This is a genomic window from Candidatus Ulvibacter alkanivorans, from assembly GCF_003333325.1.
Classification (GTDB): Bacteria; Bacteroidota; Bacteroidia; order Flavobacteriales; family Flavobacteriaceae; genus Ulvibacter_A; species Ulvibacter_A alkanivorans.
In genome coordinates this window covers 84116-95032 of sequence record NZ_QOLC01000096.1, presented here as the reverse complement: position 1 = coordinate 95032, position 10917 = coordinate 84116, and the positions used below count along the sequence as shown (strand labels likewise).

Below are 10917 nucleotides of genomic sequence, written 5' to 3'. Positions count from 1 at the left end.
GTTAAGACAAAGGCAGTAGGAGCTAACTTTGTTATTTTCAGAAAATTACATCAGAGAAAAGTAGTCGAATTCAGCAAAAAGGGTGCGATTTTCATCAAAATCACGACGAAATGATCACTTTTTCCGAAGAAAAGAAGAAAATTAGCTAAGTTTTTCAGTCAATTTCTTGAAAACCTTTTTCGGTTCCTTATGTTGATAGAGGATGGAATAGACAGCGTTTATAATAGGAGTTTTCGCTTTTTTCTTTCCTTTCGCTTGATTGAGCTCGTAGGCACTTTTGGTGGCATAATATCCTTCGGCGATCATGCTCATTTCCATTTGTGCACTCTTTACTGTATATCCTTTTCCTATCATATTTCCGAACATTCGATTGCGACTAAAAATAGAATATCCTGTTACTAGTAAATCGCCCAAATAGGCAGAATCGTTTATGTCGCGTTTCATTTTATGAACCTTCTTAACGTATCGTTTCATTTCACGAATCGCATTGCTCATTAACACACTTTGAAAATTATCACCATATCCTAATCCATGTGCAATTCCGGCCGCTATTGCATAAATGTTCTTAAGAACTGCGGCATATTCGGCACCTATAATATCGTCGCTGGTAGTACATTTTATATAATCACTACTCAATTGTTGAGCAACACACTTGGCCTTTTCCTCATCTGCACACGCTATGGTAAGGTAAGAAAGTCGTTCTAATGCGACTTCTTCGGCATGACAGGGTCCAGTAATCACCCCAATATCTTTGAAAGGGATATTATGATGGGTAAAGAAATGATCGCCTACAATTAGACTGCTTTCAGGCACAATACCCTTAATAGCGGAGAATATAACCTTCCCTTCTAACGGAACGGTAAGCTTTTCAAGTTCACTATGTAAAAAGGCAGACGGAATAACAAAAATCAAATAGTCTGCGTACGCAACCATTTCATTAATATCGTTGCTCAACTTTAATTTAGACACTTTAAACTCTACCGAACTTAAATAATTTGGATTGTGATCTTCTTTCTTGATATGTTCTAAGGCATACGTGCTACGCATGTACCATCCTACTTCGTCTCTATTTTCGCATAGCATTTTTACGATAGCAGTAGCCCAGCTTCCGCCGCCAAAAACAGCAAATTTTGGAGATTCATTCATGGATACAAGTAATTGATCCCAAAAATACACAATTAAAACTGATTGTATAAAGCTGCAAAACAGCTCAGTACGATTTTGGCATGCCTTTTGGAATTCTGCTTATTGAAAATATAAAACGAGGAATTATGAAAACGATCAAATTACTTACCGGGTTTAGCTTAATCGCCATGCTTTTTACTTCTTGTTATTCCGAAGTGATTATCGAAGAAGAATACGTCGATCCAACACCTAGTTTAACACTCGGACAACTCATGAGCAGCTATGAACTTTGGTATGTAGATATTGATCGCTCTACCGGCAACAGCTATATCCCATTTATGCAAAAGGCCTTTACATTGTCATTTAGGAATGGTACGGTACACGCCAACAATAACTTGGTTGGCATTGGAGATCAAGGGTACGGATATGGAATAGATGTGGGATATTATGAGACCTTCGATTTTATTTTAGATATTTCACACGACATCGATGGATTTCACTCGTTCGATGTTACACAATTAAGCGATAATGAAGTTAGACTGTACCATCCGGGATTGAACATTTCGTATGTGCTCGTTGGATATCAACGAAGTACTTTCGATTACGAGGCACTTTTTTATGATAACATCCATTATTTCTTACAAGAATATATTACTTGGGAGAAGGTGTTTACCAGCGATTATGGAACCTTAAATGAATTCGATAATGAGAACTATGTCGCCTTTTTACCAGGTGGCGGAGAGGGTAACTTTCAAAGTTCGCAAGATCCAAACGGAACAGATATCAATAACATTTATTGGGACTATACCGGGATCTATAATGTTGACGATGTGCCGGGTAACCGTTATTTAAAATATTTAACACTAGATTACGATTATTTAGGCAATGAATATTTCGAATTGAACGTTGTTAATGATAACACTATAGAGTTTTTACATGAATCTTCGGGTACTTTATACCGCTTTAAAGGCAGAGGATATATTCAGTATAAAAATAGCGATGGAAAGCTTCGACTTTCAAAAGAAGCGATCGCAAAGCAAATGAAGAAGATTAGTAAATTCTAAGAAATAAAGAGCCGTAAACGGTTCAGAACAATTTTTTTGGTTGGTTATTTAGTTGAGGCCGTCTCGCTGTTCGTAAAGATTAGCGGGGCGGTTTTTATTTGTAGAAGTTCATTTCATCAAGATATTTCCACACATGGTGTGGCAACATTGGTTTGATATTCTTACCGTCACCTATTGCCTTGCGTATAAAGGTTGAAGATAATTCCATAATAGGTGCGTTTACTTTTGTAATCTTAGGGTGGTCTGCAAATTGTGGAGCTGAAGTGCCTTCAGAAATTCTTGGATACACATAGATGGAATAACGTTCTAAGATCACGTCATAGTTCTTCCATTTATGAAGGCTCTTTAGGTTGTCTTCTCCCATGATAAGGCAAAAGCTGTGATCTGGATATTTTTCTTCAAGATGCGCCAAGGTGTTCACCGTATAATTGGGTTGTGGTAAGCTAAATTCAATATTGCTGGCCTTTAATTTTGGGTAGTCTTCCAACGCAATCCGTACCATGGCCAAACGATGCGTGTCATCCAACAACGTACGTTTCTTTTTGTGTGGATTATGGGGTGTAACCACTAACCAGACTTCGTCTAGATCGCTAAACTCTACCATGTAATTGGCAATTGTGAGGTGCCCTATGTGTATGGGATTAAATGTACCAAAATACAAGCCTATTTTTTTTGCTGAAGTCATTCTTCTTCGTCCAATTGTAATTTGTCTTGAATAAATTCTGAAACAAGGTCGTGTGATTTTTGCAATGCAACTTGCAGATCAATATTCTCGATGATCACATCAAATTGTGGGGCCGTAGCCAGTTCTACTGAAGCTTTTGCAATACGCATATTAATGCGCTCTTCACTTTCGGTCTTTCTTTTCTTCAGCCGACGTTTTAATTCATCTACACTAGGCGGTTTTACAAATACCGCCAATGTACGATCTGGATATTTTTTCTTGATCCGGAGTCCGCCAACCACATCTATATCGAAGATCACGTTCTTGCCATTCGCCCAAATTCGTTCTACTTCTTTTTTTAGGGTTCCGTAGAAATTATCGCGATAAACCTCTTCCCACTCCAAAAAATCCCCCTGCTTTATGTGCTGTTTAAAGTCTTTTAGTGAGATAAAATAATAATTCTCACCATGTTTTTCATCACCTCTAGGGGCTCGTGAGGTAGCCGACACCGAAAATTCCAGATTTAGATCTTCTTGCTGAAGCAGATGCCTTACAATAGTAGTTTTTCCACTACCGGAAGGTGCCGAGAACACTAGTAGCTTTCCTCCACTCATTATAATACGTTTAGGGCTTGTTCTTTAATTTTTTCCAGTTCATCTTTCATTTGTACGACCAATTGCTGCATAGGGGCATAGTTGGCCTTGCTTCCAATCGTATTAATCTCTCGTCCAATTTCCTGAGAAATAAATCCCAGCTTTTTTCCATTAGACGTTTTTGACTGTAAGGCTTCAGAAAAATAATCCAAATGGGTCTTAAGACGTACTTGCTCTTCGGTGATGTCGTATTTTTCTAAATAATAGATCAATTCCTGTTCAAATCGATTCTCGTCAACGGTTTCTTTTAGCTCGCCAATCGCGCGCCTAAGCCGTTCTTTGACATTGGCTATGCGTTCTTGATCCAGTTCCATCACGCGATCTAATAAAGAAGCGATATTCTCTCCCCGCATAAGAAAATCATTTTCTAAAGACTTGCCTTCGTCGGTTCGGTAGGTATTTATGGAGTCCAATGCTTCTTCTACTGCACTCAGGATACTATTAAATTCAGATTCATCGATCTCATCACGCTCGGTAGTAAGTGCGTCCGGCATCTTTATCGCCATTTTCATAAGTTCAATAGGATCACCGTCGTTAATTCGTGCCAATTGCTTCATATATTGCAACACCACCGATTCGTTTACTTGGGTGCTTGTGGCCTCCCCGGTAAGCTCTACATATAGATTAAAGTCTACTTTCCCGCGTGTTAACGAGGCGGCAATTTTTTTCCGAAGATCCAATTCCTTTTCGCGATAAGCAGACGGCACCCGAACATTTAGATCGAGATTTTTGCTGTTAAGCGATTTTATTTCTACCGTAATTTTTTTATTCGGAAGCTGAAATACAGATTTTCCGTATCCGGTCATGGATTGAATCATAAGCGCTGTTTTAATAATACTGCGGTTTACTGTGCAGTATATGAAGTTGCAAAGGTAATAAATTTAGGGTAGCTTGCTTGTGTTTTTCCGTTTTGTAAGGGAAGTGGCTCATGCGACAATAGAATTGTAAATGAGCTTGATCGAAACCTTTTTTAATCTATTGTTCTGCTAGGAATTCACAGGTTCTAATTTCGCTGTAGTAGCGTTTGTTAGATTGGTGGAATCCCACGTGACCACCGTGCTCAGGTTGTTCCAAGAACAAGTATTTAGACGTGGCCGCAAAAGTGGTTGGGTAGCAATTAGGAGAAAGAAAAGTGTCGTTTCGCGCGTTCATGAGTAAGACCGGAATGTTTACATGTGGTAAGAATTGACCACTACTGTTCTTCTTATAGTAATCCTCGGCATTTTCAAATCCGTGGGCAGGTGCGGTGTATATATTGTCAAAAGCTAATAGGCTGTTTATTTCCTTTAGCTGTGAAACACTCATTTTTTCAGGAAATTGCAACATTTTAGCCTTATATTTCTTCTTCAAATTATATAAAAATGAAGTGCGGTACACCCAGTTATAGAACTGACTTAATTGTTCTAATGACCCTTGTAGGTCTAACGGGGTAGATATGGCGACCGCTTTTTTTAATTCCTTCGGAAGGGTTTGGCGTTCCCCCAGATATTTGATCAATAAATTTCCACCCAAGCTAAAACCAACCAACGCCAAATTGCGATATCGATCCTTTTGAAGGATATGCTGGATCACCACCTCCAGATCGTCGGTTCGTCCAGCATTGTATGAGGGATATACCTTATTGAGGGTACCACTACAACCCCTGTAATTTACGGCAGCTACATCCCAACCCTTCTTTTTCAGTAGTGCTGCTTGTCCTTTCATATAAGTACGTTGCGCATTCCCTTCTAGACCGTGTAACAAGATCGCAACTCGATCGGTTTCCGAAGAAAAGAACGACCAATCAATATCTAAAAAGTCACCATCGGGAAGTGTAAGTCGTTCGCGTTCTTGCGCTAAACTTGGACTGGGCCTTAGTTTAGCAGAATAGATTGTCGAAAAGTGCCCATTCTTAAAGAATCCTTTGGCGCGATACGAAGACGAAATGATGGGCATAGCTGTCAGTGCGAATTTAAGCCGTAAAAGTAGCCAAATCCAGTGAATCGCTGCGGTGCGATCGAACAAATCCTAAATATTTGTTATTGCATTTTGTGTTTAAGATACCAATCGGTATCTTTGTGCCATGCGAAATGCGACTGCAACACGACAAACGATATTGCTAGAAAGTGCCAATTTATTTAATACTCAAGGGTATAAAGCAACTTCTATTAGTGATATCACCAAGGCGACCGGCTTGACCAAAGGTGCGATCTATCGTCATTTTGAGAGTAAGCAAGACCTAGAGCAACAGGCTTTACGGGAATTGTCAAAACTCATGTTCCAAGAAATTAGAATGGCAATTCGAAATGCGCCAACTTTCGAGCAAAAGTTTGAAGCTATTTTTTCTTTTTTTGAAAAAAACTTAAATACCTCTTTGTATGAAGGTGGTTGTCCTTTGTTAAATGCAGCCGTTGAAGGCGATGACGCAAATCCGTTGTTGCGAATGCAAGCCTTCAATATGCTTGGAGAATTAAAAATGGGTGTTGCGACACTTATTCAAAACGGGATCGATTTTGGGCAAGTAAAGCCAACAGTTGACGTTGATTTTTATTGTACTGTCGTTGTCGCAACACTTGAAGGCGGTATCATGATGAGCAAACTCGAAGGAACCGATGCAGCTATAAAAAATTGTATTTCACATCTGCGCAATACCATTGCAACAATTACCATTTAAAAATTTTTAAAACATTAGATACCAATTGGTACCATATAATATGAAAAAGATCGTATTTAAATTATTAGGTAGTTACTTGAACACGGCAGCCGTTCTATTTCCTAAATACCATAGATCGAAGGCGTTCAAATTGCTGTGTAAGGTAAATCGAACTGCCGTTTCATCACAAGGGCATGTGTTTTTCGATGCTGCTACGACTACCTATGTCACGATCGAGGATACTCGGGTGGCGGTTCACAAATGGGGCACGGGAAGCAAACAGTTATTGTTCTTGCACGGTTGGATGAGCTATTCGTATCGATGGAAACCTTATATAGATCAATTAGATCTTTCAGAATTTACCATCTATACCATAGATGCTCCCGGGCACGGACTCTCTAGTGGTAAGACATTGCACCTTGAAATGTATCGCAAGGCAGTTTCCGAAGTAATAAATAACGCCGGTAAAATAGATACACTTATTTGTCATTCGTTAGGAAGCTTGGTGGGCGCCTATACGTTTCTTGAAAACGAAGACGTGCCTATTAACAACTATGTCATGATGGGAGCTCCCGCAGACATGAACGCTATTCTAGACTATTTCAAGCAAATGCTTCAACTTTCTTCTCGGTCTATTCAAAATTTGACGATCAAGGCCAACGAAATTTTAAAAGTAAAGGTCGAAGCGATCAGTATGGCAAATTTCTTTCAGAAGACAAAAAAACCGGTCTTGGTAATTCATGAATTAAGCGATCGTATTACTCCGGTGGAACCTATTAAACAGGCTGTAGAGGGAAAAGAAAACATTCAAGCCTTTTATACCACGGGACAAGATCACAATCTAAAAGAACCCGAAACCATAGATTCGGTCATAGCATTTATTCAAAAAGAAGTAAACACAGTTAAAAAAGAAACGACATTATGTATATAAAAGAATTTGAAGTACGTTGGAACGATCTGGATGCGAACAGACATCTTGCGAATTCGGCCTATCTAAATTTTATGAGTCATACGCGATTAAGCTATATGATGGAGAATGGATTTGGACAGAAAAAAATGGTGGAATACGACCTAGGCCCCGTTGTGTTTTATGAACATATATTTTACTTCAAAGAAGTATTTCCTGGAAAACCAATTAATGTCTCTTTAGAGCTAAAAGGACTTTCGGAAGACGGCATGTATTTTTCATTCGTACACAACTTTTTCGATGCCAATGGAAGAAACTTGGCTCGTTGTGAAATGATGGGTGGGTGGATCGACCTTAAGGAACGAAAACTTCGCGGATTGCCGGACGAGTTGCTGGCGAGTCTAGAGCGATTAGATAAAACAGACGATTTTCACGTATTGACCAAAGAGGATACCCGAAAATTTGATGTACGTCCCAAAGATCTCGATTTGATGACTTACTAGTTACAAATTTATCATACAATCAAGCAACCAAGTTTAGTTGCTCTTTTCTGATGCAATAACACCTTGCTTCTTTTTTCGTGTGGATAAGAACACCCCGGTGAAGATGAGTAATGCGGCAAGTACACGTAGCGGAGTTAAGGTGTCTGCTCCCATAAGGATGGCAAAGAATGCTGCCAATAAAGGTTGTAAATAAATAAACGCCCCTATGGTAGAAGGGCTTAGTTGTTTTAAGGCATAAATGTTAAAAAGGTAGGTAAGAACGGTGGTGCCAACTACTACGAACGCCAACTTCCAGATAGATTCAAAAGATAAGCTGGTCCAAGCAACATCCATAAATTCGGTGTAACCAATAGGTAAGTTCATGAATACGGCAAATAGAAAAAAGAACTTCATCAAGGTGATGGAACTGTACTTGGAAACCAGTGGTTTTACCATAATTAGGTAAATAGAGTAGGAGGCTGCATTTACGATAAATAATACATTGCCTAATGGAATATTTGGTGCGTTCGGCTGTGTTTTGAGTCCGAAAAGAATTAAAAGCAATGCGCCTACGAGTCCGAGACCAATCCCTACGCTCTTCAACCAAGTAATGCGCTCTTTTAGAAATATGGCTGATAAAATGAGCAATAATACAGGTGCAAGTGTGATCACTACCGAACTATTGATGGGTGTGGAAAGGCTGAGCCCTTTAAAGAACATTAGCATGTTTAGCACCATTCCGAAGAAGGCACAACCAATAACACGCAGCCAATCTTTAGAAGCTATTTTTTCGGAAGGAAAGAACAAACTAATGATCCAAAATAGAACAGCCGCACCGGTTACGCGAAGCATGATAAAGCCATAAGGCTGTATCACTTCGGGCATGAGCCCTTTGGCGATGGTGTGATTTACACCATAAATAGCACTAGCCGCAAATGCCGCCAGTAAGGCAAGTACCCGTAAATTCATTCGTTTATTCGTTTAAGGATGCTTTGGCAGCGGCTATGGTTTTTTTGCTGTTACCTATAAAGATTTTGTCGTTATTAATAATGACAGGGCGTTTTAAGAAGGTGTAATGTTCTAGGATCAGATTTCTATAATCTTCATCCAACAACGTGGCCTCTTTTAAATTTCGCTCGTTGTACAAGCGTGCTCTTCGACTAAATAAGGCTTCATAGCTTCCCGCCAATTCGAACATCTCCTCTAATTCTTCTGCCGTAATTCCTTCTGTTTTAATGTCTTGGGTTATAAATGCCTGAGGTAACGAAAGCTCATCAAGTATACGTTTACAAGTATCGCAGCTGCTTAAGTAATAGACTTTTTTCATCTCAACACTTTTTAAGGATAGTCATTGCAAAGTAACCGTATTTTAATAAGAAAGCGTCATAAATTTTTCTGAAAAGCACTTAGTTAATGGTTAAAAAGGGAGCTAATTGTTGCAGTGGAATCTCAATTTCGATAGGTCCCGCCGCATAGCTGGCGATCTCATATTGGTTGTATCGAAGGATGACAGTGTCGTTTGTAAAGCCTATTGTTTTGGGAAGATGGAAAGTGTCATTTTCGAACCAAAACCCTGTGGAATTGATGGGTGCTTCGGAAGGAATATCAAATTCTTTTCGAAAGCGTTGTTCCACTAACTTACTAAATGCTTCCTTGTCTGTTATTATTTTTTCGGAAGGTAAGTCGTTTCCGGTTGCAGGGTCGATATTAAGAAATGAAACACTTCCGAAGCCATGGGCACCGCCTGCAAATATATAATTGCGCAATTGAAAACAGATCAACTCATTAGAAACGTATAGTTCGTCTACCGATACTTCTGCAAAATACGCAGATTGTATTTCAGTGAATTCAGCACTGTCGGCGCGATTCATTGCTACGAAAAGTTGCATGGCTTCTGTGATGGATGCCCCTGCAATTTCTGATGTGTCATCTCCCAGATATAGCGACTCAACTATAAAGCGTTCAATTTTTGTGTTGATGTTTCTTACAGCGGAGGATTCGCCGGCTACTTTCACATAATTAATGGTGATCTCGGGGCAGGGATCAGACCCACAACTCTCAAGGGAAGTCTCGGTTATGCTTTCCGAAGAAAAAGAGATAACCTCCTCATTTTCACAGCTAATTAGTGTGATAAAAAGAAAGAGTAAAGGATAAATGTTGTTATTCATTCGTTAAAAGTACGACAGAATTTCTGATACAGAAGGAAACGGTTAATTTTGTTGTTGAAATTCTAAATTCCTATGAAATTTAATACGAAAACAATTCACGGCGGCCAGCATGATATTGATCCGGCATATGGGTCGGTTATGCCTCCCATTTATCAAACAAGTACCTATTCGCAAAGTACCCCGGGCGGACATAAAGGATTCGAATATTCCCGAAGTGGAAATCCCACTCGTGCTGCTCTAGAACGCGCCTTAGCGAGTATAGAAAACGGGAAACACGGTTTGGCATTTGCTAGTGGACTTGCAGCCATCGATGCGGTGATCAAGCTATTAAAACCGGGTGATGAAGTGATCTCAACCAGTGATCTGTATGGAGGTACGTACCGGCTTTTTACTAAGATCTTTGAAGGATTTGGCATTAAGTTTCATTTTATTGGGATGGAAAACGCAACTAAAATCGCAGATTATGTGAATGGCAAGACCAAATTGATCTGGGTAGAAACACCTACCAATCCAATGATGAACATTATCGATATTAAAGCAGCAGCCAAGGCTGCCAGAGATACGGGTGTTTTATTGGCAGTCGACAACACCTTTGCTACGCCTTATTTACAACAACCGCTTGATCTTGGAGCGGATATAGTAATGCATAGCGCCACCAAATACCTTGGTGGCCATAGCGATGTGGTGATGGGCGCATTAGTTGTTAATGACGATGCGCTTGCTGAGAAACTCTATTTCATCCAAAATGCGAGTGGAGCAGTCTGCGGACCACAAGACAGCTTCTTGGTACTACGGGGTTTAAAAACACTACATATTAGAATGCAACGCCATTGTGAGAACGGCGAAAAGATTGCAAAGTTTCTACTACATCACCCTAAGATCGAGAATGTCTACTGGCCCGGTTTAGAAGATCATCCTAATCATACAATTGCCAAGGACCAAATGAATGATTTTGGTGGAATGATCTCCTTTGTTACCAAAGGCAACGATTATGACGAGGCAATACGAATTGTTGAAAATTTAAAGGTGTTCACCTTAGCTGAAAGTTTAGGTGGTGTAGAAAGTTTAGCGGGGCACCCAGCGAGCATGACACATGCGAGCATTCCGAAGGAAGAAAGAGAAAAAACGGGCGTTGTAGATGCACTTATTCGATTAAGTGTGGGTATTGAAGACGTAGACGACCTAATTAATGACCTTAAACAAGCAATAGGATAATCGAATT

13 protein-coding genes are annotated in these 10917 nt (G+C 39.7%); 5 read left to right on the top strand and 8 right to left on the bottom strand.

The genetic code is table 11. The features are described 5' to 3' along the window. Positions 1-141 precede the first annotated feature (141 nt). Positions 142-1146 carry an NAD(P)H-dependent glycerol-3-phosphate dehydrogenase gene (locus DWA30_RS10560; RefSeq protein WP_114492504.1) on the bottom strand — a complete coding sequence of 335 codons (1005 nt, stop codon included), beginning with the start codon at positions 1144-1146 and terminating at the stop codon, positions 142-144. Positions 1147-1271: 125 nt separating this feature from the next. On the opposite strand from DWA30_RS10560, the gene DWA30_RS10555 reads away from it, so the two are divergent. Beyond that, the gene (locus DWA30_RS10555) at positions 1272-2189 is read left to right on the top strand and encodes a nicotinic acid mononucleotide adenyltransferase (RefSeq protein ID WP_114492510.1); all 918 of its coding nucleotides are present in this window, start codon (positions 1272-1274) and stop codon (positions 2187-2189) included. Positions 2190-2283: 94 nt separating this feature from the next. Here DWA30_RS10555 and nadD read toward each other — a convergent pair whose 3' ends face one another. From nadD to DWA30_RS10535, 4 genes are all read right to left on the bottom strand, one after another. Beyond that, complete coding sequence (gene nadD, locus DWA30_RS10550; RefSeq protein WP_114492503.1) at positions 2284-2874, bottom strand: nicotinate (nicotinamide) nucleotide adenylyltransferase; 591 nt, start codon at positions 2872-2874, stop codon at positions 2284-2286. Continuing rightward, a complete protein-coding gene (gmk, locus tag DWA30_RS10545) occupies positions 2871-3467 on the bottom strand; it encodes a guanylate kinase (protein WP_114492502.1) in 597 nt (198 codons plus the stop codon). The genes nadD and gmk overlap by 4 nt, the downstream gene beginning before the upstream one ends. After that, positions 3467-4324: a YicC/YloC family endoribonuclease gene (locus DWA30_RS10540; RefSeq protein ID WP_114492501.1), complete on the bottom strand. Its 858-nt coding sequence runs from the start codon at positions 4322-4324 to the stop codon at positions 3467-3469. The genes gmk and DWA30_RS10540 overlap by 1 nt, the downstream gene beginning before the upstream one ends. A gap of 157 nt (positions 4325-4481) precedes the next feature. After that, positions 4482-5441 (bottom strand): YheT family hydrolase, encoded by a 960-nt coding sequence (locus tag DWA30_RS10535; protein WP_114492500.1) that lies wholly within the window; start codon positions 5439-5441, stop codon positions 4482-4484. A 127-nt stretch (positions 5442-5568) separates the two neighbouring features. On the opposite strand from DWA30_RS10535, the gene DWA30_RS10530 reads away from it, so the two are divergent. Genes DWA30_RS10530 through DWA30_RS10520 form a run of 3 tightly spaced genes read left to right on the top strand, consistent with a single transcriptional unit; the run spans position 5569 to position 7548 of the window. After that, positions 5569-6159, top strand: coding sequence for a TetR/AcrR family transcriptional regulator (locus tag DWA30_RS10530; RefSeq protein ID WP_114492499.1), 591 nt, complete (start codon positions 5569-5571; stop codon positions 6157-6159). Between the two features lie 40 nt (positions 6160-6199). Continuing rightward, complete coding sequence (locus tag DWA30_RS10525) at positions 6200-7069, top strand: alpha/beta fold hydrolase (RefSeq protein WP_114492498.1); 870 nt, start codon at positions 6200-6202, stop codon at positions 7067-7069. Continuing rightward, positions 7060-7548: an acyl-CoA thioesterase gene (locus DWA30_RS10520; protein WP_114492497.1), complete on the top strand. Its 489-nt coding sequence runs from the start codon at positions 7060-7062 to the stop codon at positions 7546-7548. The genes DWA30_RS10525 and DWA30_RS10520 overlap by 10 nt, the downstream gene beginning before the upstream one ends. A 33-nt stretch (positions 7549-7581) precedes the next feature. Here the strand turns inward: DWA30_RS10520 and DWA30_RS10515 are convergent, their stop codons facing one another. From DWA30_RS10515 to DWA30_RS10505, 3 genes are all read right to left on the bottom strand, one after another. After that, complete coding sequence (locus tag DWA30_RS10515) at positions 7582-8496, bottom strand: DMT family transporter (protein WP_114492496.1); 915 nt, start codon at positions 8494-8496, stop codon at positions 7582-7584. 4 nt (positions 8497-8500) lie between these two features. Beyond that, positions 8501-8854: an arsenate reductase family protein gene (locus tag DWA30_RS10510; RefSeq protein WP_114492495.1), complete on the bottom strand. Its 354-nt coding sequence runs from the start codon at positions 8852-8854 to the stop codon at positions 8501-8503. A gap of 79 nt (positions 8855-8933) precedes the next feature. Beyond that, the gene (locus tag DWA30_RS10505) at positions 8934-9695 is read right to left on the bottom strand and encodes a DUF3298 and DUF4163 domain-containing protein (RefSeq protein ID WP_114492494.1); all 762 of its coding nucleotides are present in this window, start codon (positions 9693-9695) and stop codon (positions 8934-8936) included. A gap of 72 nt (positions 9696-9767) precedes the next feature. Between DWA30_RS10505 and DWA30_RS10500 the strand changes: the two genes are divergently transcribed. Further along, positions 9768-10910, top strand: coding sequence for a cystathionine gamma-synthase (locus tag DWA30_RS10500; protein WP_114492493.1), 1143 nt, complete (start codon positions 9768-9770; stop codon positions 10908-10910). Positions 10911-10917: the final 7 nt, after the last annotated feature.

Coding starts and splice junctions, on each gene's coding strand:
- DWA30_RS10560 (WP_114492504.1), bottom strand. CDS start 1,146: ATGAATGAATCTCCAAAATTTGCTGTTTTTGGCGGCGGAAGCTGGGCT.
- DWA30_RS10555 (WP_114492510.1), top strand. CDS start 1,272: ATGAAAACGATCAAATTACTTACCGGGTTTAGCTTAATCGCCATGCTT.
- nadD (WP_114492503.1), bottom strand. CDS start 2,874: ATGACTTCAGCAAAAAAAATAGGCTTGTATTTTGGTACATTTAATCCC.
- gmk (WP_114492502.1), bottom strand. CDS start 3,467: ATGAGTGGAGGAAAGCTACTAGTGTTCTCGGCACCTTCCGGTAGTGGA.
- DWA30_RS10540 (WP_114492501.1), bottom strand. CDS start 4,324: ATGATTCAATCCATGACCGGATACGGAAAATCTGTATTTCAGCTTCCG.
- DWA30_RS10535 (WP_114492500.1), bottom strand. CDS start 5,441: ATGCCCATCATTTCGTCTTCGTATCGCGCCAAAGGATTCTTTAAGAAT.
- DWA30_RS10530 (WP_114492499.1), top strand. CDS start 5,569: ATGCGAAATGCGACTGCAACACGACAAACGATATTGCTAGAAAGTGCC.
- DWA30_RS10525 (WP_114492498.1), top strand. CDS start 6,200: ATGAAAAAGATCGTATTTAAATTATTAGGTAGTTACTTGAACACGGCA.
- DWA30_RS10520 (WP_114492497.1), top strand. CDS start 7,060: ATGTATATAAAAGAATTTGAAGTACGTTGGAACGATCTGGATGCGAAC.
- DWA30_RS10515 (WP_114492496.1), bottom strand. CDS start 8,496: ATGAATTTACGGGTACTTGCCTTACTGGCGGCATTTGCGGCTAGTGCT.
- DWA30_RS10510 (WP_114492495.1), bottom strand. CDS start 8,854: ATGAAAAAAGTCTATTACTTAAGCAGCTGCGATACTTGTAAACGTATA.
- DWA30_RS10505 (WP_114492494.1), bottom strand. CDS start 9,695: ATGAATAACAACATTTATCCTTTACTCTTTCTTTTTATCACACTAATT.
- DWA30_RS10500 (WP_114492493.1), top strand. CDS start 9,768: ATGAAATTTAATACGAAAACAATTCACGGCGGCCAGCATGATATTGAT.